Source organism: Streptomyces sp. ISL-36 (assembly GCF_018614205.1).
In the GTDB taxonomy this organism is placed as follows: domain Bacteria; phylum Actinomycetota; class Actinomycetes; order Streptomycetales; family Streptomycetaceae; genus Streptomyces.
The window spans coordinates 1-23,560 of the sequence record NZ_JAGGOS010000027.1; the positions used below are offsets into that span (position 1 = coordinate 1).

General features: G+C 69.1%; 32 protein-coding genes. 7 read left to right on the forward strand and 25 right to left on the reverse strand.

The window, feature by feature from the left end:
- Positions 1–595: 595 nt before the first annotated feature.
- From J7E93_RS07285 to J7E93_RS07320, 8 genes are all read right to left on the reverse strand, one after another.
- Entirely contained in the window at positions 596–1,480 is an 885-nt protein-coding gene (locus tag J7E93_RS07285) for an N-acetyltransferase (RefSeq protein ID WP_215066579.1), read from the reverse strand.
- 86 nt (positions 1,481–1,566) lie between these two features.
- Complete coding sequence (locus J7E93_RS07290; RefSeq protein WP_215066581.1) at positions 1,567–2,904, reverse strand: asparagine synthase-related protein; 1,338 nt, start codon at positions 2,902–2,904, stop codon at positions 1,567–1,569.
- Positions 2,901–3,038, reverse strand: a complete 138-nt coding sequence (locus J7E93_RS07295; protein WP_215066583.1) for a hypothetical protein — start codon at positions 3,036–3,038, stop codon at positions 2,901–2,903. Before J7E93_RS07295 ends, J7E93_RS07290 begins: the two co-directional genes overlap by 4 nt.
- 721 nt (positions 3,039–3,759) lie before the next feature.
- Entirely contained in the window at positions 3,760–3,969 is a 210-nt protein-coding gene (locus tag J7E93_RS07300; RefSeq protein ID WP_215066585.1) for a hypothetical protein, read from the reverse strand.
- A gap of 9 nt (positions 3,970–3,978) precedes the next feature.
- Positions 3,979–4,308, reverse strand: coding sequence for a hypothetical protein (locus J7E93_RS07305; RefSeq protein ID WP_251066186.1), 330 nt, complete (start codon positions 4,306–4,308; stop codon positions 3,979–3,981).
- Positions 4,309–4,422: 114 nt separating this feature from the next.
- Entirely contained in the window at positions 4,423–5,034 is a 612-nt protein-coding gene (locus J7E93_RS07310) for a hypothetical protein (protein ID WP_215066587.1), read from the reverse strand.
- Between the two features lie 339 nt (positions 5,035–5,373).
- A complete protein-coding gene (locus tag J7E93_RS07315; RefSeq protein ID WP_215066589.1) occupies positions 5,374–6,648 on the reverse strand; it encodes a DNA polymerase III subunit beta in 1,275 nt (424 codons plus the stop codon).
- 1,053 nt (positions 6,649–7,701) lie between these two features.
- On the reverse strand, positions 7,702–8,964 hold the full coding sequence (locus tag J7E93_RS07320) for a PQQ-binding-like beta-propeller repeat protein (protein ID WP_215066591.1): 1,263 nt from the start codon (positions 8,962–8,964) through the stop codon (positions 7,702–7,704).
- A 185-nt stretch (positions 8,965–9,149) separates the two neighbouring features.
- Here J7E93_RS07320 and J7E93_RS37775 point away from each other — a divergent pair, with 185 nt between their 5' ends.
- Entirely contained in the window at positions 9,150–9,278 is a 129-nt protein-coding gene (locus J7E93_RS37775) for a hypothetical protein (protein WP_285440888.1), read from the forward strand.
- Positions 9,279–9,318: 40 nt separating this feature from the next.
- On the opposite strand, the gene J7E93_RS07325 is transcribed toward J7E93_RS37775, so the two are convergent.
- Together J7E93_RS07325 and J7E93_RS07330 are read right to left on the reverse strand one after the other, a co-directional pair.
- Positions 9,319–9,576 carry a hypothetical protein gene (locus tag J7E93_RS07325; RefSeq protein ID WP_215066593.1) on the reverse strand — a complete coding sequence of 86 codons (258 nt, stop codon included), beginning with the start codon at positions 9,574–9,576 and terminating at the stop codon, positions 9,319–9,321.
- Positions 9,577–9,786: 210 nt separating this feature from the next.
- On the reverse strand, positions 9,787–9,990 hold the full coding sequence (locus J7E93_RS07330) for a hypothetical protein (protein WP_215066595.1): 204 nt from the start codon (positions 9,988–9,990) through the stop codon (positions 9,787–9,789).
- Between the two features lie 155 nt (positions 9,991–10,145).
- Here J7E93_RS07330 and galE point away from each other — a divergent pair, with 155 nt between their 5' ends.
- Positions 10,146–11,141, forward strand: a complete 996-nt coding sequence (gene galE / locus J7E93_RS07335) for a UDP-glucose 4-epimerase GalE (protein ID WP_308367991.1) — start codon at positions 10,146–10,148, stop codon at positions 11,139–11,141.
- 17 nt (positions 11,142–11,158) lie between these two features.
- Here galE and J7E93_RS36835 read toward each other — a convergent pair whose 3' ends face one another.
- From J7E93_RS36835 to J7E93_RS07370, 7 genes are all read right to left on the reverse strand, one after another.
- Complete coding sequence (locus tag J7E93_RS36835; protein ID WP_215066597.1) at positions 11,159–11,863, reverse strand: alpha/beta hydrolase-fold protein; 705 nt, start codon at positions 11,861–11,863, stop codon at positions 11,159–11,161.
- A 71-nt stretch (positions 11,864–11,934) separates the two neighbouring features.
- Positions 11,935–12,195 (reverse strand): hypothetical protein, encoded by a 261-nt coding sequence (locus J7E93_RS07345; protein WP_215066599.1) that lies wholly within the window; start codon positions 12,193–12,195, stop codon positions 11,935–11,937.
- On the reverse strand, positions 12,188–12,394 hold the full coding sequence (locus J7E93_RS07350) for a hypothetical protein (protein ID WP_215066601.1): 207 nt from the start codon (positions 12,392–12,394) through the stop codon (positions 12,188–12,190). Before J7E93_RS07350 ends, J7E93_RS07345 begins: the two co-directional genes overlap by 8 nt.
- A gap of 113 nt (positions 12,395–12,507) precedes the next feature.
- Positions 12,508–12,843 (reverse strand): hypothetical protein, encoded by a 336-nt coding sequence (locus tag J7E93_RS07355; RefSeq protein WP_215066603.1) that lies wholly within the window; start codon positions 12,841–12,843, stop codon positions 12,508–12,510.
- Positions 12,844–12,999: 156 nt separating this feature from the next.
- Positions 13,000–13,464, reverse strand: coding sequence for a hypothetical protein (locus tag J7E93_RS07360; RefSeq protein WP_215066605.1), 465 nt, complete (start codon positions 13,462–13,464; stop codon positions 13,000–13,002).
- 352 nt (positions 13,465–13,816) lie between these two features.
- Positions 13,817–14,119, reverse strand: coding sequence for a hypothetical protein (locus J7E93_RS07365; protein WP_215066607.1), 303 nt, complete (start codon positions 14,117–14,119; stop codon positions 13,817–13,819).
- A 237-nt stretch (positions 14,120–14,356) separates the two neighbouring features.
- Entirely contained in the window at positions 14,357–14,629 is a 273-nt protein-coding gene (locus tag J7E93_RS07370) for a hypothetical protein (protein ID WP_215066609.1), read from the reverse strand.
- Between the two features lie 191 nt (positions 14,630–14,820).
- Here J7E93_RS07370 and J7E93_RS07375 point away from each other — a divergent pair, with 191 nt between their 5' ends.
- Positions 14,821–15,447, forward strand: coding sequence for a GIY-YIG nuclease family protein (locus J7E93_RS07375; protein WP_215066611.1), 627 nt, complete (start codon positions 14,821–14,823; stop codon positions 15,445–15,447).
- 56 nt (positions 15,448–15,503) lie between these two features.
- Here J7E93_RS07375 and J7E93_RS07380 read toward each other — a convergent pair whose 3' ends face one another.
- Positions 15,504–15,803 carry a hypothetical protein gene (locus J7E93_RS07380; protein WP_215066613.1) on the reverse strand — a complete coding sequence of 100 codons (300 nt, stop codon included), beginning with the start codon at positions 15,801–15,803 and terminating at the stop codon, positions 15,504–15,506.
- An 85-nt stretch (positions 15,804–15,888) separates the two neighbouring features.
- Positions 15,889–16,476 (reverse strand): hypothetical protein, encoded by a 588-nt coding sequence (locus J7E93_RS07385; RefSeq protein ID WP_215066615.1) that lies wholly within the window; start codon positions 16,474–16,476, stop codon positions 15,889–15,891.
- A gap of 435 nt (positions 16,477–16,911) precedes the next feature.
- Here J7E93_RS07385 and J7E93_RS07390 point away from each other — a divergent pair, with 435 nt between their 5' ends.
- The 4 genes from J7E93_RS07390 to J7E93_RS07405 all read left to right on the forward strand — a co-directional run bounded on the left by J7E93_RS07390 (position 16,912) and on the right by J7E93_RS07405 (position 20,286).
- Positions 16,912–17,988, forward strand: a complete 1,077-nt coding sequence (locus J7E93_RS07390) for a hypothetical protein (protein WP_215066617.1) — start codon at positions 16,912–16,914, stop codon at positions 17,986–17,988.
- A gap of 422 nt (positions 17,989–18,410) precedes the next feature.
- The gene (locus J7E93_RS07395; RefSeq protein ID WP_215066619.1) at positions 18,411–18,878 is read left to right on the forward strand and encodes a hypothetical protein; all 468 of its coding nucleotides are present in this window, start codon (positions 18,411–18,413) and stop codon (positions 18,876–18,878) included.
- Positions 18,879–19,116: 238 nt separating this feature from the next.
- Positions 19,117–19,431, forward strand: a complete 315-nt coding sequence (locus J7E93_RS07400; protein WP_215066621.1) for a hypothetical protein — start codon at positions 19,117–19,119, stop codon at positions 19,429–19,431.
- A gap of 489 nt (positions 19,432–19,920) precedes the next feature.
- Complete coding sequence (locus J7E93_RS07405; protein ID WP_215066623.1) at positions 19,921–20,286, forward strand: hypothetical protein; 366 nt, start codon at positions 19,921–19,923, stop codon at positions 20,284–20,286.
- A gap of 35 nt (positions 20,287–20,321) precedes the next feature.
- Here the strand turns inward: J7E93_RS07405 and J7E93_RS07410 are convergent, their stop codons facing one another.
- The 6 genes from J7E93_RS07410 to J7E93_RS07435 form a co-directional block, all read right to left on the reverse strand.
- The gene (locus J7E93_RS07410; RefSeq protein WP_251066187.1) at positions 20,322–20,633 is read right to left on the reverse strand and encodes a hypothetical protein; all 312 of its coding nucleotides are present in this window, start codon (positions 20,631–20,633) and stop codon (positions 20,322–20,324) included.
- A gap of 83 nt (positions 20,634–20,716) precedes the next feature.
- The gene (locus J7E93_RS07415) at positions 20,717–20,935 is read right to left on the reverse strand and encodes a hypothetical protein (RefSeq protein WP_215066625.1); all 219 of its coding nucleotides are present in this window, start codon (positions 20,933–20,935) and stop codon (positions 20,717–20,719) included.
- A 56-nt stretch (positions 20,936–20,991) separates the two neighbouring features.
- The gene (locus J7E93_RS07420; protein ID WP_215066627.1) at positions 20,992–21,366 is read right to left on the reverse strand and encodes a hypothetical protein; all 375 of its coding nucleotides are present in this window, start codon (positions 21,364–21,366) and stop codon (positions 20,992–20,994) included.
- A 2-nt stretch (positions 21,367–21,368) separates the two neighbouring features.
- Positions 21,369–21,758 (reverse strand): hypothetical protein, encoded by a 390-nt coding sequence (locus J7E93_RS07425; RefSeq protein ID WP_215066635.1) that lies wholly within the window; start codon positions 21,756–21,758, stop codon positions 21,369–21,371.
- A gap of 142 nt (positions 21,759–21,900) precedes the next feature.
- A complete protein-coding gene (locus J7E93_RS07430) occupies positions 21,901–23,178 on the reverse strand; it encodes a hypothetical protein (protein ID WP_215066636.1) in 1,278 nt (425 codons plus the stop codon).
- Between the two features lie 21 nt (positions 23,179–23,199).
- Positions 23,200–23,541 (reverse strand): DUF192 domain-containing protein, encoded by a 342-nt coding sequence (locus J7E93_RS07435; protein WP_251066195.1) that lies wholly within the window; start codon positions 23,539–23,541, stop codon positions 23,200–23,202.
- Positions 23,542–23,560 lie beyond the last annotated feature (19 nt).

A 23,560-nucleotide genomic window follows, 5' to 3' on the forward strand; every position in this document is an offset into this window, starting at 1 on the left:
GGTGTGTGGGGGGGGGGGGGGTCCGCCGGGGGCGGACACGTGGGGGGGAGTGTTGGGCCCCTGTCGGGGCCGGGGGTGCGGGGGTGTTTCGTAGTGGTGGCGTGGCTAGAGTCTGGGCTCTGTCCCCATGTCCATTCCCTGCTAGGCGGGGTGACGGGGTATCGGGCGCAGCGTGGGGGCCCCTGTCGGGGCCGAGGGGGGCGGGGGTGGGTGACGGTACCGGTAGAGCGGTACCTGCTCGGGAGCCGCCGCCCCGTTCCGGGGCGCGGCACGGAGCGATTCCCCGCACCCTGACGGGCGGATCACTCCCCTATTTCCAGCACGCGCCATAAGTCCCCCATTCAGGGGTCAGATGCCGGAATTACGACACGGCCTTACGGCCGAAAATTCGGAGCCCGAAAAATGCTCTACGGAAGGGGCGTATCCCTCATCCAGAATAAGCAAAAGCCATCGCCTGACATCCCCTCACCCACTACGAGATCTGACGCTGCGTCAGGGATGGGGATAAAGAATTTTGGCACCCCTTGAGAAGACATAAGGAAGAGGCAAGAAAAGGAAAAGGCCCCTTTCGGGGCCCTCTCTCAACTGACGTTTCTTAAGACGAAGTTGACAGAATATAGGAATGCAGTCGGTCGACTTCTGCAAATCCTGCCGACTCGTAGAGAGCGTTCGCCGCCGTTCGGTCCCTCTCGTCACCGGGCGGGGCGTCATCGTCCACGTAGAGGATCGCTTCTGTCGCGCCGAGCCCGGCAAGTACGTCGAGTGCGGAACCGAGCATGGCGCGGCCGAGTCCCTGTCCGCGCGCGTGCGGCTCAACGCCGATCCACCACAGCACGCCCGTGCCTTGGACCGGCAGGCCGACAACCGCCTCTGCGACCGTACGGCGCCCCTTCCGGGCTTCCAGTCGGCGGGCGTCCTTGCCGCCCGGGTCGGGGCCTACCTTCACATGCGTCAGGTGGGGCAGGCCGTGTGCGGGCAGATCGGCCCGCATGTACCGCCACAGCCTCTGCCCCGTGAACCCAGCACGCTCCACCGCCGCGACCGTGGCGGGCCGGTGACGAACCGGCAGCGCCTCCAGCCCGAGGGACAGAGCGGAGGCGAAGTGGAACGCGTGGACCGGGCACGCCTCGAACGCGGCCACAGTGTGCCGGATCAGCGCGTCGGCGACGTCCTGCCGCTCCCGGCAGTGCAGCCACAGGAGCTGTCCCGTGCGGTCCTTTGGGCGCAGCGCGTACGAGACGGCGCCGATGACGGCACCGGCCCTGTACACGGCTACCTGGGTGACGGGGCTGTCCAGTTCCGCCCACCAGCCCGCGTCCACCGGCGAGCGGCCTTTCAGCGCCTCTTTGAGCATTCCGGGCGTGGCGTGCGGCTGGCCCGGCAGCCGGTCGGCGTTGATCAGCTCCACGACCGCCGACTCGTCGGCCGGGGTGTAGAGGCGCAGCGTCACGTCAAGTACGGGGCTCACAGTGATGACCATGCGTGGCTTCTCCCTTCGTGTCCAGAACGAACCGGGCGGGCAGGGCAGCCCCTGGCGGGGGTGCCCTGCCCCTGGGTGGCTGATGGTCAGCCGATCATGACCCCTCTCTCGTGTGCGCCGATGATCCATTGCTCGACGGCGGACAGGGCCAACAGGAAGGCCGTGTCCTTCTCCCGGATCAGTGCGGCCCGGTCGATCAGGCCGCACTCGACCGCCAGGAGCGGGGCACGGGCGTCCAGCAAGGCCGCCTCACTCGCCAGGGCGGCGGTGAAGTACGACTTCCGCCGGGGCAGTGCGGCTAGTGCGTGCCGGGGCATGAGCGAGAGCACCAGCCACTTGCACCGCCAGTAGGCCGTGGGGGCGTCGGGCCGGTAGCGGGCCGCGACAGGCACCGCGAACGCGGCCGACAAGAACTCCTCCGTCAGGAACGGTGACGCCTCCGGTACGGGTCCTGCCGGGCCGATCACCTCATGCGGCCAGAACGCGTCGTACGCGTCAGCGTGTGCCCATGACCGGCCCTCGGCCGCATGGCTGCTGATCCTCCCTTCCACCCACGCCCGGCCCCACTGCGTGGCGTGCTGCCGGTACGGCTCGGCCAGGGCACGGCTGGGCTTGGGTGCGGTCCATTCCGGCCAGTTGACCGCCCAGTAGGCGCGTGCACTGGCACGGGCGGCCACGAGACGAGCCAGGACGGCAGCGGCTTCCCCGGCGGCGCCAGGCCCGGAGCGGCCCACGTCCCGCAGATAGCGCCACGCGGCCCGCACGCCGTGACGCCGCGCGATCTCGGCCGTCGCGTAGCGCGGAACCCCCAGCAGCTCATCCGATCCCACCCCGGACAACAGCACACCCACACCCAGGCCGTCAGCCATCTCCGACAGCGCAGCATTGACCTCGGGCAGTGAATCCAGCCTCGGCCCCACAGGGGACCACACCGGCTGCGCACGGTGCCTGACCGGATCGACGACCACCAGCCGGACACGCTCGCACAGCCCCAGATCCGACAGCAGCCGCCGCACAACCGGGACACACGAGCGGCCCCGGTCATCCCGGTGGTCGCCGGTGAACGCGATCACCTGGCGGCCGTCCACGGCCTCGCAAACGTGCAGGAGCGTGGCCAGGGAATCCAGCCCACCCGACAGAGCGACACCGATCGTGTCCGCGTCCGCCGTCAGCGACCGGACGGATGCGGCGAACGCAGCACGCAGACCCCCGGGATGGGGCACGGGCGTGAAGGGGCGCATGGGGAGCCGTTCGACTCCGCGCCACAGGCTGCGGGGGTAGAACTCCCCCGTCAGCGCGGGCGGGGCCAAAAGCAGCCCCACCGCTTCCAGGTCGACCCCCGGGACGGGGCCGGACAGATCCAGCGGGTTCGCCGCTGTCCGTCCGTCCCCGCCCCGGAAGCCCCTTACCAGGGGTGAGATCACCGCTGCCGGAGCGCCATCAGGTTACGGACGATGGCACGGGCCGCCGCCACCACGCTGCGGCGCGGCGCGTCGTACAGGGCCCCCTTCGAGCCCTTCGCGTACTGACCGTCACCCGGGTGCGACTTCGTAGACACGAAACATCAACTCCTCTTGTGTGTTTTCGGGATTCGCTAGCCGACTGCCACCGCCGACCAACAAGACAACTATATCCCCCATGCTTCACCAGCGCAAGAGGAAAGTGTGCTGACGGACCAACAATTCCGCAGCTCACAACAGGTTTCGCGCCTGCGGGGCGGGGCATGGCGCGGTCGGCGCCGCCACACCTCTGCCAGCGAAGCGGCAGAGGCAAGGGAGGCGGCAGCGCGAAGCGAGGGCACCGGCAAGCGAAGCGCGCCCCGTGCCCGCCTGCCGCCACCCGCAGCGCGTGAGAGCGCACAGCGCTCGGACCGGACCGCAGCGCAGCGCAGCGTCCGGCACGCGTGCGTGGCCCGAGGGAAGCGAAGCGAACCCGGGCCACGTGGCGGGCGCGGGAAGCGAAGCGGACAGCGCCCGCCACCCAGCGGCACCGACCACGCCACGCCCCGCCCCGCAGGCGCGAAAGAGCTATACACCGCGCCCACCACCCGGCGACACGGAACGCGCCCCACCACCCGGCAGGCGTAGAAAGCGAACGCCACGCCCCAACCACGCCGCACCCCGATCGCACGCAACAACCCGGAAACGACAGAGCAGCACATGCAGGGGCCACCGTTGGCCGGCACGGGGGCTGCTCCCCTGACGGGAGCAGCGAGAACGGTGAGGACCGGCCCCTGCCGGCCCCGGGCGAGCAAGAGCGGGCCGCCTTGGGGCTTGCCCTCAGACGCCTCCGAGAGGCGGTCCCCGTGGAGTGGCTCTGCGTATGGAGCCGGTCAGGGCGTATCGCCAGAGCAGTAGAGCAGCCAGTCTGGCCGGAGCGTCGGTCGTACAGCGCCCGGCCGCCGGGAAACTGTGCAGCTCGGTGAGCACGGCGGCGCGGGTGTCGAGTTCGTCCGGCGTCCAGCGCTGCGCCTCCACGACGCCGCACACGGTCGGCTGCTACCAATCGACGTGCGCGCTGATCCAGTCGGCCAGGCCGTCTTCGTCGTCCGCGGACGGCAGGTCGGGACCGCAGGAGAGCGGCGTGTACGAGAGCTGCAGGTGGGTGAGGTAGCCGTAGGGGCCGTTGTCAGACGCCGGTCCGAGCACCAGGGCGTGGGTCGCGGTGCGCCAGAGGCGGTGCGTCAGCACGGGCGCCGACATCACCACGGCCGCAGGTGACCGGATCGGCCGCTCAGGCGCTCGGCCGAGGTGCCCGGTCACCGTGTGCGCCGCCTGCGCGAGCACGGCCTCACAGTCCTGGTCGGTGCCCGCTACCGCGCCGACCATGTCCCCCTCCCAGCACCCCTGGACGGCCTCGGGCCGGTCGAGCAGCGGAATGAGGAAGACCAGTCCTCCCCGGCCACCGACAGCACCACACCGTGGGCAGCCGGCGAGGAACGACTACCGGGTAAAGAATCCATCGCTCACGACCGTGCGGCAGGCGATATCGGCGCGTCGCCGCCCGGTGGAGGGATCGAGGTGCAAGACCGCTGTCATGGGGGCCCGGTCCTCGGCGCGCACCTGGCACTTGTCCCAACTCGTCTGCTCCAGGGTTTCCAGAGCGGGCGTGAACTGGTACCGAAGGCCGTCATACAGCAGCAGGCCGTCAACCAGCGGCTGTCCCTCCGCCGCCGGGTGGAGGATACAGGCGAAGGCGATGGGCCTGTCCTTCCACCAGAAGACGCGCCGGTCGGCCGGGCTACCGGCTTGGGTCTCCTTGTTCATGGCGATGGCCGTCCCCCACGCCTGGACCAGAGTGCCGCGGACGCCCAAGGCGCCCGCGAACTGGTCCAGGGCGACGGTGATCGCGCGCTGAATCTCCGGTTGAAGCATGTCGGCGCGGGGGCCTAGATCACGCAGTGTCCGCCGGACGGCACCGTCGTGCAGGGCAGCGGTCCTCTCGACCTGATCCCAGGTGGCCTCTGGGCCCGCGCCCTGGGCTGCCAGCAAAGTGACCGAGTTCTGGTGGTGCTCCACCAGCTTCCGCAAGAAGCGCCGGGTCTCTCTGCTCACGCCGGGCAACTCCATGCTCAGCCGCGTGCCCGCGTCCCCGCTCCGACGCCTGAAAAGTGCCAAGAGCTCTCCCCTCGCACCCAGGCGCTCCACCCGAACCCGACCGCGGAATTCTGTCAGGCAGCGGAGCCGTCTGCTGGCGAATCGCGGACAATGGCGGCCGGTCGGCGCGTGAAGGCGCGCCGGTCAGGCAGGACGAGAGGAGGGCCGGGGAGCGCAAAGCTCCCCGGCCCTCTGTCTGATCTGTCGGCGACACTGCGAGCGCGGAGCGCAGCAGGCGAGCCAGACCCTGAAGGAAGCGCAGACGGGGTCTGGCGGACGCATCGACCGCCGAGCGAGCTACTTGGTCAGGTCGAGCCGGATGGGCATCAGCAGGTGCCGGTAGTCCTGTCCGACCATGTCGGGGCCGTCGGTGAGCAGTACCGGCTTGGTGGTCTGCCCGTCCTTCATCTCGCGGATGTGCAGGGTGATCGTGTTGCTGGTGAAGGTGCCGAGCGCGTCCAGGAGGAAGGCGGGGTTGAGGGCGAGCGCGTTGCCCTGCAGGGTGTCGGCGCTCCCGTGGGTGATCGTGGACGGGATGGCCATGCCCTTGGTGCGGGCCTGGTCGTCGGTGGTGCCGATGCGCGGGGCAAGGGTGAGGGTTCCGTCGGTGTCCCACGCGAAGCTGACGGGCATGCCGGTGTCGCCCTTGGCCTTGATGAGGGCCTGGCACTTCTTCGCGGCCCGTACGACCGTGGCGCGGTCGACGGTGACGGACGTGTCGCACACGGTGGGGAACAGGCTGCTGTGCTTGGGCAGACTGCCCTCCAGCGGGCGGATCGTGACGGTGGTGTCGCCCATCGACACGGTGGCGCGGGCGACGACGTCCTTGCCGTTCTCGATGATGCCGATCCCGATGGGGCCGTCGTACGACTTCAGGCGCTTGGCCAATGGAGCGAGGATGCCGGCGGGAATGAGGGTGGTCAGCGGCTTCTCCAGCGGCTTGACCGTGGCGCTGGTGGGGACTTCCGCGACGGCGAAGCGGTAGCGGTCGGTGGCCGCCATGGTGAGCTTCTCGCCCTCCAGGGTCATCTGGACGCCGGTGAGGGTCGGCAGGGTCTCGTCGCGGCCCGCGGTGGGCAGCACCCGGTTCAGCTGGGCGAGGAACTCCCTTGCGTCCATGGTGGCCATGGCGGGCACCGCCTGCGGCGGGTGTGTGAACTCGTGGATGTCGAGCGTCGTGATCGGGAGGGTGATGTGCTCGGTCGCCAGCAGGTCCGCCGCCAGCGAGACGGGCGTGCGGGCAGCGACCGTCTTGGTTTCACCGGCCACCATGGCCGCGAGCGCCTTCTTCAGCTCCACGAAATCGAGCAGCGAATATCCCTTCGCGACGGGGGTTCCCACGGGAACCGTGACCGACACGGCGGTCCAGAAGTCGAAGGTGCTGAGGGTGAGCCGGTTCCGGCTCGTCTCGATAAGCACGCCGCGCTGCGCGAGAGGCTGAGCCTGGGTCGGCACCCCGAATTCGGCAATGTTCAACGCTTCGGTGATCTGCGCGTGCATTCCAGCGAAGTGCGCGGTCGGCTTAACGGGCTTCTTTTCGGCGTTCTTCGCGGTGGTGACCTGCTGGGACATGACTCTCCCTGGGATTGGGTGTGCTTTCGGTTCGTTGGCCGGCTGCCACCGCCGACCAACAAGACAACTATACCACCCATGGGCCACGAAAGGGGAATCTCCGCTGGTCACCTGGCATATGAGCGACGAGGGCGGGGCACGCCGCGGCGGGCGGCGGCGGCGCCCGTGGCGCGCAGCGCCGAGGGCAAGGAGTCGGGCAGTGCGGAGCAAGGGAGCGGGGCGCGCAGCGCCTTCAGTGACCGGCTGACGGCCTCCGCGGTGCGTGAGGGCGCGCAGCGCTCGGTCCGGGCCGCAGCGCAGCGGAGCGCCCGGCACGCAGCAAGGGGTGCGGTCCGCGAAGCGGGCCACACCCCGGCCGTCGTCGGTCGGCGCGCCGTGCCCCGGCCCCGTCAAGGAAGGTGCTGCGCTCTGTTGCGTCACTCGCTGCGGTGAACACAAGAGGCCGGCATTGACCGAGGGGCGGGTAGGCTCCGGGGATCCGCGAAGCGGCCACTTCGACGGCTGGCCGGCTGTCCAGGGACCTGTGTCCGCGACTTCATGCTGAGGGTATGGACGACTGGGATGGTCCCGACCCGCCGGACTGGCATTTGTACGTCGTTGCCCGGCTGGGCCCCGGCGAAGGTCCGGTCAATGGTGAGAGCTATGTGGTCTACGTACGGCCGTGCTGGCAATGCGGAGCGCCGGTCGGTGAGCTGTGTCTGCCGCTGCCTCGAGCGCGGCGATTCCGCGGCGCCCACGCGGCGCGGTACGCGAACCTGACCTCGTACGACATGGAACGCAACCGGGAGGCTCTCCGCCGGCCATGCCGGCGCTGCGGTGCGGCCGCGGGGGCGATGTGCCGGGCGGCGCCGAGGGACGGTGGCCGGCCTCGGGACGTGAGGCCGACCGTGCACGCGGCCCGCGAGGGCGGCGCCATCGATTGACCGGGGGCGGGCTGCGCCGCCGTGACCTGCGGCGGTTATAGAAATTCGACCGCGAATGAGGCGGCGCAGCAGATGTCCAGCGGCCCCGGGCTCCGCCCCAGCGCACCACAACTGGCGGAGAGCGTCCATGTCAGCCTGCGGCACGATGGAACGTGGATCCCACCACACCGCCGTACCGATCGATCTCGTTTGGCGCGGCGCCGGCAGAAGTCTGTCGATCCTGTCCCGTCTTGCCGTCCAGGACGATCGGCTCGTCGCCCACCTCCCCGTACAGGGCACCGTGCCAGAAGCCGGCGACCTTCGGCACCGTCCGTCCGGAACCGTCGGGCAACGCCCACTGCTTCTGAACCGAAGCGGCGTCAAACACGGTGATCCCGCGGTCTGCCGCCCTGTACCCGTACTTGGAACACAGGACCAGGGACTGTGCGTCGTGGCGGCACCGCCAGCCCTCGCCATCAAGCGCCACTCGCCGCTCACCGCTGACCGTATCTATGACGAGTGTCTTGTCATTGAGGCTTCCGCTCAGCAACCGCGGCGCGGCTGCGGCCGGCTGCCGCGCCTCCGCCACGGTCCACCGCTGTTCGCCCGTGGCCGCAGCCAGTCCCAACAGCCTGCCTTCGCCGAACCCCGTCTTCTCACCGCCGGCAACGACGCCGTCGGCGAGGGTCACCGCACGAAAGTCGGGCTTCTTCCAGCGGACGGTGCCCGCGGAGGGTTCAACGGCATACGTGGTGTCGGCCGCAGTAACGACCGCTGTGCCGGCATCGACTCCGATGACCTGCGGCGCGAGCATCTCGTCGGCCCCGATGGGGATGGCGCTGAGCCCGGTGGCGCTGGGAGCGGCTGCGATCTCGGCCGACCATGCCGTCTTGCCGGTGGCCGTCTCGACGGCCAGCACCTCGATCACAGCTCGGTCCGGCGTTGTCCCTTCACCCTCCACATCCCTGTTCCAGGCGGCGTACACGGTTTTGCCGTCAGCCGAGACCAGAGGAGCGGCACGGCGGCTTCCGAAACCGCCCGCCTCTGAGGCGTGCTTCGTATTCACGTTCCACCGCGGTGCACCGGTCCCGGTGTCGATCGCTTCCAGTCCCCCCTCGGCGGTGATGTAGGCAACCCCGTCGGCAAGCGTGACCGCCGGCCGTGTCGCTTCCCCGCTCGTCGTACTCGGCTGGGTGGCACTCGGCAATTCGACCGTAGGCCCGCCGAAGCGCACGGGCGGGTCGAACGCCGGACGGCTTGGCCCCTTGGAAGTCGCATGGGAAGGTTCCGCGGACTCGCCGGACGACTTCGCGTCCGATGAGCCGCCGTCTCCACAGGCGACCAACACCGTTGCCGCCAGCGTGACTTCTGCCGCGGTAGCGGCCCATCGCCGCGTCCTAGCTCTTGTGCCCATCTCTCCCCCATCTCCTGATCTTCGCGATCACGACGACCATAGTGCTGGGGTTCCCTGGAAACCGGAGGGTCTCCGACCACTCGACAGCAAACCTGCACGGAGAGGGCCAGGTCGTCTCGAACTAGTCGGGTGGTGACCCGAAGAAGCGGGCGCGTTCCGGCCCAGCGGCCAAAGGTCAGGAGCTGATGTCGCTGACGAAGGCCGAGCTGTACGAGAAGGCGGCCGCGGCCGGTATCCCGGGGCGCTCGTCCATGAACCACGACCAGCTCGCCGACGCCCTCGCCCACACCGGCCGCAGCCGGCGCAAGGCCTGACCCGGCCGGGGCGGGCTGTCCTGCGCTGCGCGGATCGCGGTCAGGCCACCGTGACCCGCAGGACGTACGGCTCACCCGTGCTGATCGCCTGCGCCTGTTCCCGGAGGTCTGCCTCCGTGAAACCGAGCAGCGCCTCATCGGCGGCCCTGCGAAGCAGCGGAAGGATCTCGGCGACGGGCCGGCCGCGACGAGCCTCGGCGAGCTCGGTGAAGGCCCGCTGGTAGGGGGCTCCGTACGTGCTCGCGCTGTCGGCCAGCAGCCGGTCAAGGTGCTGCCTGCCGACACTGATCTCGCCCATGGCCTACCCCTCACGTCCTCAGCGGTCCCGGTCCGGACCCTCGCCTTCGACGCTACGAGGCGGGTCTGACATCGGCCCCCAGCCCCGGCACGGGGCGCGTGCCGGCTGATGAGGTCCTGGAGGAGTTCGCGGGTGGGCGGCGGCATCAGCCTCTTGGTGTCGAGGAGGTGCCACTGGCAGCCGGGAACGAGGTGGTCGAGCCCGCTGGAACTACCCGAGTTGGTAGAGCAGCAGCAGGGTGTCGAGGGCGTGTTGTGCGGGTGGCCAGTCGCGCTGCTTCAGCGTGCTGAGCAGGGCCAGGCCGGCCATCGCGTAGCGGCAGTTCTGCCACTCCCCGGCCGCGTCCGGAACGCGCACGTACAGGCTCGACGGTTCCAGCGGATCCGCCGGAACCTGCGGACCGGGCACCGGCATCGGGCACGAACGTTCACGGACCCCGGTGGCGCTGGCGTCAGTGATCCGGGCCCGGCGGGGTAGCCGGGAGGCCGCCCTCCCCCGCCTGGTTTCTTCGCTAGCCTTGCTGCCGGTCGCCTACTGGGGTGCTGGAACGAGGCTGGGAGAGAAACATCGTGGTGAAGGTCCTTATCGCCGGGGGAGCCGGTTACATCGGCAGCACTGTCGCCTCGGCCTGCCTGGACGCGGGCATCACCCCCGTGGTCCTCGACAACCTCGTTCGGGGCCGCCGCGAGTTCACCGAGGGCCGCGCCTTCTACGAGGGCGACATCGCGGACGGCGCACTGGTCGACCGGATCTTCTCGGAGCACCCGGACATCTCCGCCGTGGTGCACTGCGCGGCGCTGATCGTGGTGCCCGAGTCCGTCGCGGACCCGATCGGCTACTACGAGGCGAACGTGGCCAAGAGCCTGGCCTTCGTCAGCCACCTGCACCGCAACGGCTGCGACCGCATCATCTTCAGCAGCTCGGCCTCCATCTACCAGGCCGAGGACGGCGCGCCCGTCAACGAGGACTCGCCGCTGGCGCCGCAGAGCCCGTACGCGCGGACGAAGGCCGTGTGCGAGGAGATGTTCGCGGACATCGCCGTGGCCGGGCCGCGCGTGCTGTCGCTGCGGTACTTCAACCCGGTCGGGGCCGACCCCAAGCTGCGCACCGGTCTCCAGCTCAAGCGGCCCAGTCATGCCCTGGGTGTGCTCATCCAGGCACACCAGGAAGGCCGTCCGTTCCCGATCACGGGGACGAACTACCCGACGCGAGACGGCTCCGGCATCCGGGACTACGTGCACGTCTGGGATCTCGCCGCGGCTCACATCGCGGCGATCGAGCGCTTCGACTCCGTTCTCACGGGGTCGAAGCGCTCGATCGCGATCAACCTGGGCACCGGCTCCGGCACTACCGTCCGGGAGCTGTGCGAGGCGTTCAACAACGTCGTCAGCACCCCCTTGGCCACCGTCGACGCCGATCCGCGGCCCGGTGACGTGGCCGGCGGCTACACCAAGAGCGACAGGGCGGCCGAGCTGCTGGGGTGGACGCCGAAGCTGTCCCTGGAGGACGGCATCCGGTCCGCCCTGGAGTGGATCCCGGTGCGCGACGAGCGGCTGAAGGACTGACTCGTCCCTTCCCGCCTTCACTCCTCCCGGACGCGCGCGTCCGGGAGGAGTTCGTTTTCGAGGGTGAGCAGGTGATGTAGGGCGGGAGCGAGCCACTCGGGTGCCCACCGGTGGACCGCGGTTGCGTTGCGGTAGGCGGTGTGGGGGATGCCGAGGTCTTCGAGGAGCTGGCGTCCCGCGGTCCAGTCGGCTCCCAGGGTGCCGATGCCTCCGAGTGCTGATGCGGCGGGCTCCATGGAGGCTGCCCGCGTGGCGGCGGAGGTTGTGCCGGACGTCGTACTCGTCGAGTCGTGCGGCGCTGCCGGCGACGTCCACGAGCTGCGGGTGGGCGACCGGTCACTGAGCAGTGAGGCATCCCAGACGCTGGCGACGGCGAAGAGGTCGGGGTGCCGGGTCAGCAGGTTGAGGGCGGCGAAGCCTCCCTTGCTGAATCCCAGCAGGTGCACCGGAGGCCGGGCCTGCGTGCCGAGCATGGCCAGGACGGTCGGTACGACCACGCGGACGAGGTGGTCCTCCTGCTGGCAGTCGGCCCGGGTGGCGTGGTTGACCAGCCAGGGCGAATCGCTGAACGTCGGTGCGGCGAAGACGGTCCCGTCGCGCAGGTGAGCCGGGAGCCGTCCGATCTCGGCGAGGCTGTGGCCGTACTTGTGCCCCTCGCCGGTCTCGACGGGCAGGGCGAGCACAACCCTGCCCACCCGCTGCTCGGGCAGAACCACGGTCACCTGCGTGCCGGGCCCCTGGAACGGGGGTGGGGGACCGTGGATCAGAAGCCGTGGCTGAAAGAAGGGGACGGTCAGTCGACCTCAACGTAGGTGACGATCAGGATGCTTCCGAGGGCGGTCGCGTAGAAGATCACGCGGATGCCGTCGTGCTGGTAGTCACGCAACGCCGATGCGGTGGCGTGCGGCTTGACCGCGTCCGGGTCGGCGGCGATCGCGTTGAGCGTGCCGTCGAGGACCGCGGCCTGCGCGGGGGTGAGCAGGCGGGCCTGGGTCTCGGCCGGCTCGATGAACACGATCCGGGGCCGGCGGCCGCCGCGGGAGTGCTTAGGCAACGTTCGGGGCCTCGTCGTTCCGCTCGGGCAGACCCTGCTCCGCGCGGATGTCGTCCCAGTCCCGGCACCGGTCCAGGTCGATGCCCTCGGAAGCCAGGTTCTCCAGGACGTAGGCAAGCGCCGGGTTCCCGGGGAACTCGGCCCGCGCGGCCTCACGCAGCTCGCGCTGCTCGGCCTCGTCGAAGGTCAGGTGCGCCATCCAGGGCCTCCGTGGTCTGGGCGTGAGAGTGCGGAGTGGGCGCGCCGCACCCTCTGTCGGCCAGGGCAGACCCTGACATCGGTACCGGGCCTCCGCGGACCGTTGCGCCGACTCTACTTGCCCTGGGCGGTCGGGTCAGCCACTTCCGCCCGCAGCCAGCCGATCAGGATGAACTTGTGGCTGCGGGAGCCGGTGTAGCTGATGTCGATGGAGGCGTCGTCCACGGCGAACGGCTCGAGCCTGTCCACGGCGGCGTGCGTGATAGTCAGGCGCGGCCAGGGCAAGTTCGTGTCGATGGCGACATACCCGCCGAGTTGCTCGTAGCCGTCATCGTGGGTCGTCAGGTGCGGAAAGTGAAGCTCGACGGTCCGACCGTTGGCGAGGGTGACCGTGGCCGGCGGCGGGGTCGGCTCGGGGATGGCGACCTTGTCATGGTCGCGGAGCCACACGATCGCCTCGTCGGCGCGGAACAGAGGGCTCTCGGGGGTGCCGCCGACGGGCTGGGGGAAGTCGTCGTGGCGGCGGCGCCAGTTCGCGACCGCGGCCCGGGACTCTGGCCTCGCGGGCGATCTGCGCCATGTTCATGGTCTTCACGGCCGGGCCCATCACTCGCCGTCCTCGTCGAGGTAGTCCTCGTCGTCCAGGTCCGCATAGAACCCCGGGTCGACCGGCTCGGCAGCGTCGGCGGCCATCTCGTCCCAGTAGCGTGCTTCCTCTTCCTCGCGCTGCTCCGGGGTGAGGGAGTTCCACCATGCGTCGTACTCCGCGCGGTAGGCCTCGCTACGGGCGTGGAAGTAGCCAGCCCAGATGTGGACCGGATAATGCGGGTCGACCTCGCAGGAGCTCCACGGGGTTCCGTCGAACCGTTCGTGGCCGGCGGTCCGGGCGCAGTCAGCGATGTCGATGGGGTGGGCGAGCCCGTTGCAGACGCGGACGAGTTCCTTCGACGGCGCCGCGGCGGGCCGGGGTGTGCGGCGTAGCTCGGCCAGGACGTCGGGGTAGCGGCGGCCGGTCACACGGGCGAGCTGGCGGGCGCGGCGCTTGAGGTGGTCGCTGCCGGTTTTGGTCATGGTCGTCTCCACAGCGGGATCCCACGCTTCCCGCCGGACGTCACATGAGGGACTGCCGGGCAGGACGATGCATCAGGTGTGCTGCGCGGGACCCTGGTTCGGTCCTTGTCCGGCGGCGCCGCCCTCGTGCGGCGTGGGCGCGGGGCGGCAGCGGAAACGGCGGTTCGCGACATGCCGTGTCGTGCAAGGACCACGGTAGCGGACCCGGCCGACAGCCGGCCGGAAACACCTCGCCCCATCCAGAGCGCGGACCGGGGGCGAGACGAGGAGGGGGGCCTGGCCGGAGGCGGGCTGAGGCCCGAGGGGTCGTGATCTCCGCTCTCGAAGCCGAGATCACGACCCCTCGCTGTTGTCAGCGCAGCGGGTCCGACCCGGGCTTTATGTCGGCCATGAACCGGTCGACTTCGGCGTCGACCAGCTCGTCGATCTCGACCTGCTGCTGCCGGACCTTTACCTCGAGCTCTGCGGCGCGCGCTTCGAGCTGGTCCACTCGGGCCGCCCCACTGGCAGTGATGCTGACGATCACGGCGTCGACCGCGGCGTCCTTCTCGGCCTCGGTCATGCCGGCGCAGTCTTCCAGCGCGCGCACCAACGCGGTCGCACCGCCGCGGGCGTAGACCTGCTCGAGCAGGTCGTGGTCGAGCCGGTCCGTCACAGGGCGCTGCCTTCCAGGTGGGGGTGGGGCCCGGGCCGGGCAGGATCCGGGCCCCAGGGGGGCGCGTCCCGGCGACGGGACGGTGCACGCGCCACCCGTACAACGCCCGGGCGCAGGCCGGGTCACGGGCCCGGGAACGCCAACGCCCCCCGTCCAGAGCGCGGACCGGGGGCGATGCGGGGCCGCTCACCCAGGATCTCCGCCGGATACGCGGGCGTGGTGCGCCCGGTGGGCGACCTACCTGAAACGAATCCGGTCCTCAGCGTCGGGGTAGTAGACCTTTGTCGTCCCCTCCTCGGGATGCTCCTGGAACATCAGATGATCCAGCTCGGTTCGAGCCGTCTCCAGGGCGTTGAACGCGGCTTCCAGCTTCTTCGCCGGGACCCCTTGCTGGCCGCTTCTGGGGTACGCGTTCTCAAGCTGGATCCAACGCTTCTGGACTTCGTCGCGCATCGAGGCGAGGGCCCGCCCCATCTCGACGTGCTCTTCAAAGGACAACCTGGGCTTCATGGGCTGATCATGCACCAGGTCATCCCAGCACGGAGCCGAATCTGGCAGACAGCCAAGGGGGCCGGGCCGACGTTGCTGCCCCCGTGGTTCAGGTAGAGGCGGGGCGCTGAACCCGAGGGGTGGTGATCTCAGCCGAAGAAGCCGAGACCACCCCCCTTCGTTGTCCGAGGCCGTCAGTACAGTCTCGAACCATGGAGAACCTGACCGGCCCACGCCGTGACCAGCCGTTACAGACTTCCCCGAGTGATGCCCTACGAGAGGAAGCTGAAGTCACCTCCCGAATGGCGACAGACGCCGAGCTGGAGGCATTCGGGTACAAGGGACCCGTCGTCGTTACGCAGATCGTGCGGACTACGTTCCGGGCTGACGGCACGCCTATCGGCAAGTCGCTCACGGTGCAGGGCGGGAGTACCGAACTCCGTTTCTACCAGGACGCCGCCGACGTCGAGGACGACGATGCCCTGCTGCCGCCCGCCGAAGTACAGGCGGCCAAGGTGCCAGCGCCTCGGAGCTGGCGGACGTACCTTCTCGGCATGGAGGGCTCCGCGCTGACGAAGATCGGGCATACGACCGACACCCTCAAGGGCCGGGTGGCTCAGCTTCAGACGGGTCAGCCGGCCGCCCTGCAGCCGCTCCTCGAAGTCGACGGTGACTACGAGCGATCGCTGCACACACGGTTCGAGGACTACCGACTGCGCGGTGAATGGTTCGACCTGACACCGCTCGGTGACCCCGTCACGGTTGTGGTGGAAGCCCTGATGGAACTGGGGGTAGACACCCGTCCCCGCCTCCACCACACAGAGGGCTTGGCCCCTTGAAGTCGGGATCCTGGTCTCCGCTCACACAGCCGAGACCACGATCCCCAGGTTGCCGCCTACGGCGTGCCACCAAGAAGCGTCGGGTCTGCCAGGGGTACGCCGTCCAAGTACGTGGCCTCGCCTCCGTCGTAGTGGCCGCCGTTGCGGGTGACAATCGCCTGAACCTCTTGGTGTCGTTCCTCGAGGAACTCGACGTCGACATCTCGGCCGGCCAACAGCAGCCTCGCGTAGTCCGGATGGACTGTCTCAGAGATTCTCGTTACAAAGTCGGGGAGATCCTGGGCGCATCGTAGGGCGGTTTCCTCGTCGGTGAAGTACGCCCAATGCGTGTACGGGATCATGTGGGGGATGGCCACTTACGCTCCTTCGAAGCCGACGCTGGGCGCCGGGAGGTGCCTGAATGGTGGCGTACGGCTGTCACTGCCGTACGCCACAACGCGGTCAGAACGGGGCGGGAGCGGTGCTGGGGCGGCAGTCCACGCACAGTGTGTCGGTGGTCCCGAGCGGGAACGGGCGCCCGCAGTCATCGCACTCGTGCCGCAGGCCGGCGGAGTGGTCGACGACGACCCGCTCCCGCTGAGCCGGAAGGACCGGAGGCTCATCCATGACGGGCGAGTGGTCCTGTGGCGTCTTCCGGTCGGCACGCCGGTCCTGCTTCCGAGTCGCGCACGCGGTGCACGGTCCCAGGGTGTGGACGTCGACACGGTCATCACAGGCGAGGTTCCCGCACTCGGCGGTGTCCTTCAGCATCGCGACGAGCGGCCCGAACGGCGCCCGCGGGGACCGGCCGGCATCCCGCTCGGCCTTCCACGCGGGGAGCAGATGCTCGGCCCAGTAGCCGTTCCAGCGCGGCAGCACACGACGCTCGACGAGCTGCTGCGCGGTCCGCTCTCGCGGCTCGCCAGTCGCGAGAGCGTCCAGGATCGCCCGGGAGACGTTCGACGGGGTCTTTGCGGCGAGGGCGGCGTCCAGCTCGCGGGGCAGCAGGGCCCGTACGGCCGTCACCTGGTCCCGCTGCTCCTTCGACAACCGAGCTGCGTTCTTGCCGGACGCGGCGGAGCCGCCTTCACGCGTGCCCCTACTACCGGTAGATGCCTGACGGCCTCCAGGGGCGCTACGCGCCGGAGGCGCCTTCTCTGGATGAGATGGGTCTGGTTGCTCTTGGTGTGGTTGTTGGGCGGTGGGCGGTTCCCCACCACGCGACGTGGGTTTTTTCCCACCACCGGAGGTGGGTTTTTTCCCACCTCCGGACTGACCTGCGGAGACGTCCTCCGCAGCGTCCTTGAGAGGCTGAGAGCGCTTGGCCTTCACGTCCGGGTTCGCCTCGTCAAACTCGGCCAGCGACAGGAGCCCGCAGTAGCCCTCCGGCGGGTTCGGGAAGCCGGGAACCGGGATAAGACGGACCGACTCGGGTTCCCGTAGTTCTCGCCGAAAGAACAAAGAAATAGGCCCTGACCTGGGGCGATGCTGAGCTACGCGGGCCGCTTGGGCCTGCCCTGGAACGTTGGCGACCTGCTGGACGATACAGTTCCCGGAGTCGTACATTTCGGGTATGAGCTCGTCCTGGCGGGGTTCGAGTTTGGGCTTCTGCTCACAGGTACCGGCGTGGGCAGCGGCGAGGCCGTCCATCGTTCACTCGGCCATCAGCGCGTGCCCGAACTCGGCGATGCGCCGAGGATCTGGAACGGCACCCACTCGGCGGTGACACGCGAGGGCGGACACGCCTCTACGGCCCAGACGGCAAGGGGTTGTTTTTCCCGCCCTGTCGGCCGCACGCAACGCGTTGACCAACAATCACATGAAGAAGGGCAAGGGTTTGCGATGGATAGCCGGCACACGATCAAACCATGCCGAATCACGTGGTGGTCCGAGGTCTGCCCCGAGAAGATTTACCACGACGTGCGCTTCGTCGAATTCTGGGACGGAAAGGCGATGAGTCCAGAATGTGACATAGTCAGAAAGTATCGGGCAGCATGGAAGGTAAAACTGGGCTATGAGCTGAAGGATTACCATGTTCACATCACCCAGATAGAAGAGCTGCTGGGCGAAGAGGGTGCGGTCCATGCCCACCACGAAGCCGAACGCTGGAGTAGCCATCTCGGAACTATCGTCACAACGGAAGTATCCGACCGCGAGTTTGCCAAACGCCAGCTCAATAAAACCGAGGGGAAGCTCAAGGAAGCCGAGCAGAAGCTCAAAGGGGCCCTAGACCGCAATGGCAAGCTTATGAGCCGACTCTACGATGCCGAGCAAAAGATTCAGAGAGAGACCTGGGCGCGCCAAAGCGCGGAGCAGAAGCTGAAGGAAGCCGAGCAGAAGCTGAAGAAGTTTGAAGCCGAAGAGGAACGCGAACGCGAAGCCGAACGCAAGGCTCTGTACGAGCAGACATCGGAACGCAAGTACGAACCCTCCATCCCGTACGGCCGTACCGGCATGATGGGTGGCGTAGCGGAGAGGGCCCGGCAGGAGATCGAAAACGCCCGCCTGCGACAGCTGTCCACTGACGCCCACTACAACCCGTACCGGGACCCAGGTTACTGATCTAACGTTTCAACCCAACGAGCCACCGACTTCAGAGCAACGGGCGAGGTCAGGCTACTCCGCTTCTTTTCCGACGAGCACTACCGGAGCTTTCTTCAGCCCGACTGTTGATCGGTCGGACGAAGTGAGAAAGCTTCAGAATCCCGAAGTTCGCAGAGCCACACAGTACCCGAAGGATGACTGACCCCCCTGGCCGCGGGCCCGTGGGGCTCAATGAGGTTCAGAGGAACTCGCTGGATGTCGCATAACTGCGACACCGCCCGAACGTCAGCCAACCTCTGGCGTTAGTTCGGAGAAGGCATGTAAGGCAACTTGCCCTCGGGGCTCGGCTCGTGCCTGACAGATATCACCGAGTTGTTAAGGTGCGTCTGGCATGTTCGGGACGTCGACACCGACATCCAGTCGTACCATTTTACCCATGAATGGTCGACATGGAATGCTTGCCGCTCTCTATCGGCGCGTTCGCATTCGGCGGGGTCGCCTGTGATTCCGGAGCCGAAACGGCCAATCCTGTACGGACACAAGAGACTGAGGCGTCGGCTCCAACCACTCCCGCTCCCGCCGACAAACAGACGCGGTCGGCAACGCCGTCGCTGAAGCCGGGCAACGAGCGAGAGGAACTCAAGAGCTTCGAGATCGATGACTCAAGGGCGTTCGGGGCCGACCGCATCTGGGTCGTGTGGACGGTCGTCAACAGCACTTCGCGGAAGGCGAACTACACGTGGGAGTGGGAGGCCGTCGACACGCATGGTGTCCGCGTCGCCAAGGGAACTGAGCTCGCTATTGGTGTGCGGCCGGGGGAGAAGACCATCGGCGGCTCCCCCACCACCCTTGAGACCGCTGATGTGAAACTGCGCATCACGAAGTTCGACCGCACGGCCGCCCCGTGAACGGCTTCAACGTGGCCCGCTGGCTCGCCCGCGAGTGCGGGCTGGTCTAGAGATCGGGCGGACGTGTGGGAAACGTTTCACCCGAAACGTTTCCCACACATGCCCTACCTGCCTGCACTCCTGATCGTGCGCCTGACCTGCATGGTGACCTTTCACCCCCTAAACAACGGTCCGCCGATAACCCCTGTACCGATGTTCCCGAGGCCGCAACGGCGCCACAGCGAGCGATCCTGGAGACATGGAGATCGAGGTCCTGGTCGTACCCGACTGCCCCCACCAGCAGCTCGCCGAGAAGCGACTGCGGCAGGCCCTACAGGCCGCCGGGCTGTCCGACACCGGCATCACCATCCGGGTGATCGCCGACCAGGCCGAGGGCGAGCGGTCCGGCTTCACCGGCTCCCCGACGATCCTGATCGACGGCCGCGACCCCTTCGCCGAACCGGACGCCCCACCGTCGCTGTCCTGCCGGATCTACCGAACCTCCTCCGGCCCGGCCGGAGCCCCCGGTACCGATCAGCTCCGCCGGGCCCTCGAAGCCGCCGTCGGCCGCTGAACCTGACGGCCCGGGTGCCCGGGCGTACGGTGAAGACGTGGCCGTGACCAGCCCGGGCCCCGTAGAGACGGGGGCGGGCGAGGAAGACGTACGCCGGTGCCGTCAGTGCGGCAGGCCGCTTCGGGCCGGCGCCTGGGCAGGCGCGTTTCTGCGGCCGGGCGTGCAAGGCCGCGGCGCGCAGGGCGCGCGCCCACCGTGCCGAGGCGGTCGCGATCGGGTTCGCCATCATCCTCGACGGTCATGGGGCCGAGGGCGCACGGGCCTGCCCGGTGTGCGGGAAGCACTTCGTCCCAGGTCATCCCCGGCGGCGGGATCAGAAGTACGACAAGCCGTCCTGCCGTCGGCGGCCTGGAGGGAGCGGGTCCGCGAAGACGTCACCGCGCAGCGGGTACGTGAAGCCGCCAACAAGGCCGCCGTCATGAACAAGTCCGATTCGCTGGCCAGCGCGACCACGGCCCGGGCCGTCGAGCCCCCCGCGACGCCGCCGCCGTGAACTGGCCGCGCCGGGGACGGCCCCGGACGATCCGGTCCTTCGCCCACATCCCGTACGGCACCCCGCTGGTATGGCAGGCCGCGTGGCTCTACAAGCACGCGTGGCGCCTGGCCCAGCGCGAGCGCGGTGACGCCGGCACGGTCGACGACGCCCTCGCGGTGCTCGCTCTGACCACGAACCTCTACCACTCCGCCCGATGGGACGGTGTCCGCCAGGCCGTGCGGACCGGCGCCACCGTCGAGGAGGTCGCCTTCGCCCTCGGTATGTCCATCCACGACGCCCGCGACCTCGTACGGCGGATCGAGGAGCGCGACCGGGATCTCAAGCAGTACCGCGAGCGGCAGGCGAACGCTGGTACGTGACTCCGGCCCGCTGGGCGCGCAGAGTGGGTGACGCGCTACTTCACCAGGCCGTGATCGGCGACGGCCGCCAGGAACTCCTTCGTCTGCACCACCGGCGTCCCCCGCAAAGGCGGAGACGACGGCGGCGAGCCATCCAGAGCCGAGTACCTCGCGGACACCCGGTCGACCGCGGCCCGCATCTGCCGCTGCCGGTGCTCCTCCACGACCCGCGCGTACGGCTCCGGGATCTCACGCGAGTCGTGGATGCCGATGATCGTCGTTGCGCCTTTCCGACCGCCTGCAAAGCCGTACGTACCGAACGTCCAGCCCGGCTGACGCGCCGCCTTGCGCAACGCGGCCCGGATCAAGCCCAGACCGCCCAGTTGCTCGCCGTCCCGCTCGGCACGTGCACCTGGAACGTCCCGTGGTCTCGGTGACCGGTCGGCACGGGTCAGTCGGTGCCGTCGGTCCCGCTCGTCGCGCGGGCGCCGGCGCCGAGGGTGCGGCGCCTGCTCGGGGCGGGGGTGGGATGGGGGCTGAACACTCCGCGCTCGCGCAACTCGTCGAGGGCGAGGAAGCGGTCGCCTGGGATGACGTCGTGCAGGTCGGCGTCGGTGGCGCCGACGCGGGCGGCGTTCTCCTGCCCGGGGCCCAGGGTGCGGCGGTTCACGTGCTCATCGTACGGCGAAGGGACCGGACGGACCGGCTGGGTGTCCGGCCCTCTCGTCACGTCGCGGGCAGCTGCTCGACGAGCGGGAGGAGGCGGTCAAGTGCCTGTCGGCAGTTCGCCGCCGTGCGGACGGCGGCCTCCCTCGCGGCGATGGGCGCCTGCACGGGGATCTGCGCCGACGCGTAGAACGTGAGGTCGTTGAGCGCGTCGGCCCGTGCCTGCGCGGGGAGGTCGAGGAGGTCGCACTCCTCGACGGTGAACTCCCCATACCTGATCGCCAGCATCGCGCGGAGGGACGGCCAGACCTCCTCTTGGGCAATGCAGGCGAACACGACGTTCTTCTTCGTCTCCGCGGACACGTTGGGCATGTCGACGATCCGCGGGACCTGCTTCTCCGGCTTACGCGGCTTGCGCGCCTTCTCCCGGCCCATCGCTACTTCCCTCCGCTGGTCGTACCGGACAGGTGCCTGCACCCGCCGGGTCCGAGGCCCCGTCGTCGAGGCCGGGCTCGACGGGGCACTGGGACCTCGACCGGGGCCGGCTCCTCGCCGGGAATCTCCTCCTCGCTGCCGAGCGGGAGGCCGAGCAGACGGCGGAGCTCCTTGAGGTTGTAGCCGGTCGGCATGATGTAGAGGGCGGCGTCCGGGTGGGAGCTCTGGAGCGCGATGAGGACGGTCTCGGCCACCTCGATCGCGTCCTCGGCCGCGTCCTTGCTCCAGCTCGGGGTGCCGGCGGTGAGGTCGTAGAGCTCGGCGGCCTGGTCGGCCACGGCGGCGGCCTTCTCGACGACGCCCGGCGCGGCGGTCTCTGGCAGGGGGTTCATGCCCTGCTCAACGAGTGGACGGGGCACGGGGCTACGCGGCGGCCGGGGCGGGACCTCGGGCGGCGGGAACTCAGCCTGGGAGGCCAAGCACGACCGGGACGCTTTCAGGGAGGTCTGGGGGGCGCTTCCGATCTGCCGCTCTTCAGCTCTGTCGGCCGAACCAGCGCCGCAGGCCTCGCCGACGGGCGGGCGGGGCAGCTGGCCGCGGGGGGATCGGCGGATCCGGTGGCATCGGCGGTAGCGCTGGCGCTGTGGGCTGCGGCGGGGCCTCCGGCATCGGCTCGGCTGCTGGTGAGGGTTGGGCCGGGGGGTCGACGCGGCTGGCTCGAGTTTCGATGACAGGTTCCTCACGCGGGCTCGCGGGAGCGGGCGCTGAGGTGGACTCGCCGACAAAGCCAGCCAGCGGTTCGGGCGGGACAAGAGGCGGCGTGGTCGGCGCGGCCGGTGCCGCCGGGCGCTGCTTTTCGATGCGTCGCTTGCGGGCTTCCGTCTGAACGATGACTCGCTGGCGTGCAGTGGTGGGGGGTGGGCTGGACGGTTCGGTGAGCTGGCCGGTGCCCTCATCGGTTGTCCAGTAGGCGACTTGCCAGTGATGTTCGGCGAACAGTCTCAGCTGAGGGGTGAAGCCGCCGTCGAAGATGCTCCAGTCACCGACGGCCAGGACGTGAGTGCCGACAGCGAGCGGGCGGATGAGGGTGTCGAAGTTCGAGCGCAGCAGGATGTGGAAGCGTTCGTCGTCGGCGGGAACGTTGACCGCGAGTGTGGCGTAGGGGCGGTCGTTCTTGTCACGAGTGATGCGTTGGACGGTGCCCTGTAGGGCGATCGGGTGGGCACTTGTCTTCCCCGTGCGTAGTCGCTGGTACAGCGCGGCGTAGGACGGCTCTGTGGGCCCGTAGCAGAAGCTGCTCCACGCTATGGGCCGTTGCCCGTGGGGCTTGGCCCGGAAGCGATCCACTGTGTTCGGGTCGAAGCCGTGCATCTGCAGGAAGCGGGCGATCTTCGCGGCACTGGTGATGGCTGGTGGCAGGTAGGGCCGCACGGTGGTGGTGTCGCGCTTGCGGACTGGGCCGTCGGGGCCCATCTCATCGTCCGGGGGCGTGAAGGGCGGCATCGCGTCGATTCGCTCAGGCAGCTCGAGGCGGAGGATGCCCTGGTCTGTGACGTGGGCCAGGCCGTGGGAGCCGTGGGCGATGCCACGGATGAACTCGGTGGGGTTCAGGGCGCATCGGGGCTGGTGAAGTGTTCCCTTGAGCAGGCGGAAGAGGTTCGGCACGTTCTTGTAGCCGCGGACCGGGCCGACGGCGCTGTCACAGAACTCGCAGATTAGCGGGCGTCTGAACGTCTCGGGTACGGGTCCGATCTCGTCAGCGGAAACGAGTCGGCCCGGACCATTCGGACGCTTCTCCCGTGCGTTCTTCATCTACTGCCCCGCTCCGGATGATCAGTGGTCGATGGACAGCTGCACGCCGGGGTGGATGCTCCAACGGGCGAGGGCGCCGGCCTCGGTCTCCAGAACATGGCGGGCGCGCCAGCGGGGCATTCCGATGCGGTTGGGCTTCATCGTGTGGACGTCGGCGACCCGCAGTTGCCTATCGAGGTACGCGACGTCGATGGCGAAGCGCATGCGCAGGGTGTGAATACTGCTGGACGGCGTGATCAGGATCGCTCCGTCAATGCCGTCTCGGCCCAGTAGCCCGCGGGTGCGGGCTCTGGGCGAGGCGGCGATCTCCAGCGGCACCCGGTGGCCGGGCACCACGCACAGGCGGGCTGGCCCGTCGTACAGCTCGGTCGTCGCAGTGGGC

Excerpts from the sequence above, each read along its gene's own strand:
- J7E93_RS07285 (WP_215066579.1), bottom strand. The coding sequence starts at position 1,480 with ATGGTCATCACTGTGAGCCCCGTACTTGACGTGACGCTGCGCCTCTAC.
- J7E93_RS07305 (WP_251066186.1), bottom strand. The coding sequence starts at position 4,308 with ATGGTCGGCGCGGTAGCGGGCACCGACCAGGACTGTGAGGCCGTGCTC.
- J7E93_RS07315 (WP_215066589.1), bottom strand. The coding sequence starts at position 6,648 with ATGTCCCAGCAGGTCACCACCGCGAAGAACGCCGAAAAGAAGCCCGTT.
- J7E93_RS07320 (WP_215066591.1), bottom strand. The coding sequence starts at position 8,964 with ATGGGCACAAGAGCTAGGACGCGGCGATGGGCCGCTACCGCGGCAGAA.
- J7E93_RS37775 (WP_285440888.1), top strand. The coding sequence starts at position 9,150 with ATGTCGCTGACGAAGGCCGAGCTGTACGAGAAGGCGGCCGCGGCCGGT.
- J7E93_RS07325 (WP_215066593.1), bottom strand. The coding sequence starts at position 9,576 with ATGGGCGAGATCAGTGTCGGCAGGCAGCACCTTGACCGGCTGCTGGCC.
- J7E93_RS07330 (WP_215066595.1), bottom strand. The coding sequence starts at position 9,990 with ATGCCGGTGCCCGGTCCGCAGGTTCCGGCGGATCCGCTGGAACCGTCG.
- J7E93_RS07350 (WP_215066601.1), bottom strand. The coding sequence starts at position 12,394 with ATGGCGCACCTGACCTTCGACGAGGCCGAGCAGCGCGAGCTGCGTGAG.
- J7E93_RS07360 (WP_215066605.1), bottom strand. The coding sequence starts at position 13,464 with ATGACCAAAACCGGCAGCGACCACCTCAAGCGCCGCGCCCGCCAGCTC.
- J7E93_RS07370 (WP_215066609.1), bottom strand. The coding sequence starts at position 14,629 with ATGAAGCCCAGGTTGTCCTTTGAAGAGCACGTCGAGATGGGGCGGGCC.
- J7E93_RS07375 (WP_215066611.1), top strand. The coding sequence starts at position 14,821 with ATGGAGAACCTGACCGGCCCACGCCGTGACCAGCCGTTACAGACTTCC.
- J7E93_RS07390 (WP_215066617.1), top strand. The coding sequence starts at position 16,912 with ATGCTGAGCTACGCGGGCCGCTTGGGCCTGCCCTGGAACGTTGGCGAC.
- J7E93_RS07395 (WP_215066619.1), top strand. The coding sequence starts at position 18,411 with ATGGTCGACATGGAATGCTTGCCGCTCTCTATCGGCGCGTTCGCATTC.
- J7E93_RS07400 (WP_215066621.1), top strand. The coding sequence starts at position 19,117 with ATGGAGATCGAGGTCCTGGTCGTACCCGACTGCCCCCACCAGCAGCTC.
- J7E93_RS07420 (WP_215066627.1), bottom strand. The coding sequence starts at position 21,366 with ATGGGCCGGGAGAAGGCGCGCAAGCCGCGTAAGCCGGAGAAGCAGGTC.
- J7E93_RS07425 (WP_215066635.1), bottom strand. The coding sequence starts at position 21,758 with ATGAACCCCCTGCCAGAGACCGCCGCGCCGGGCGTCGTCGAGAAGGCC.
- J7E93_RS07430 (WP_215066636.1), bottom strand. The coding sequence starts at position 23,178 with ATGAAGAACGCACGGGAGAAGCGTCCGAATGGTCCGGGCCGACTCGTT.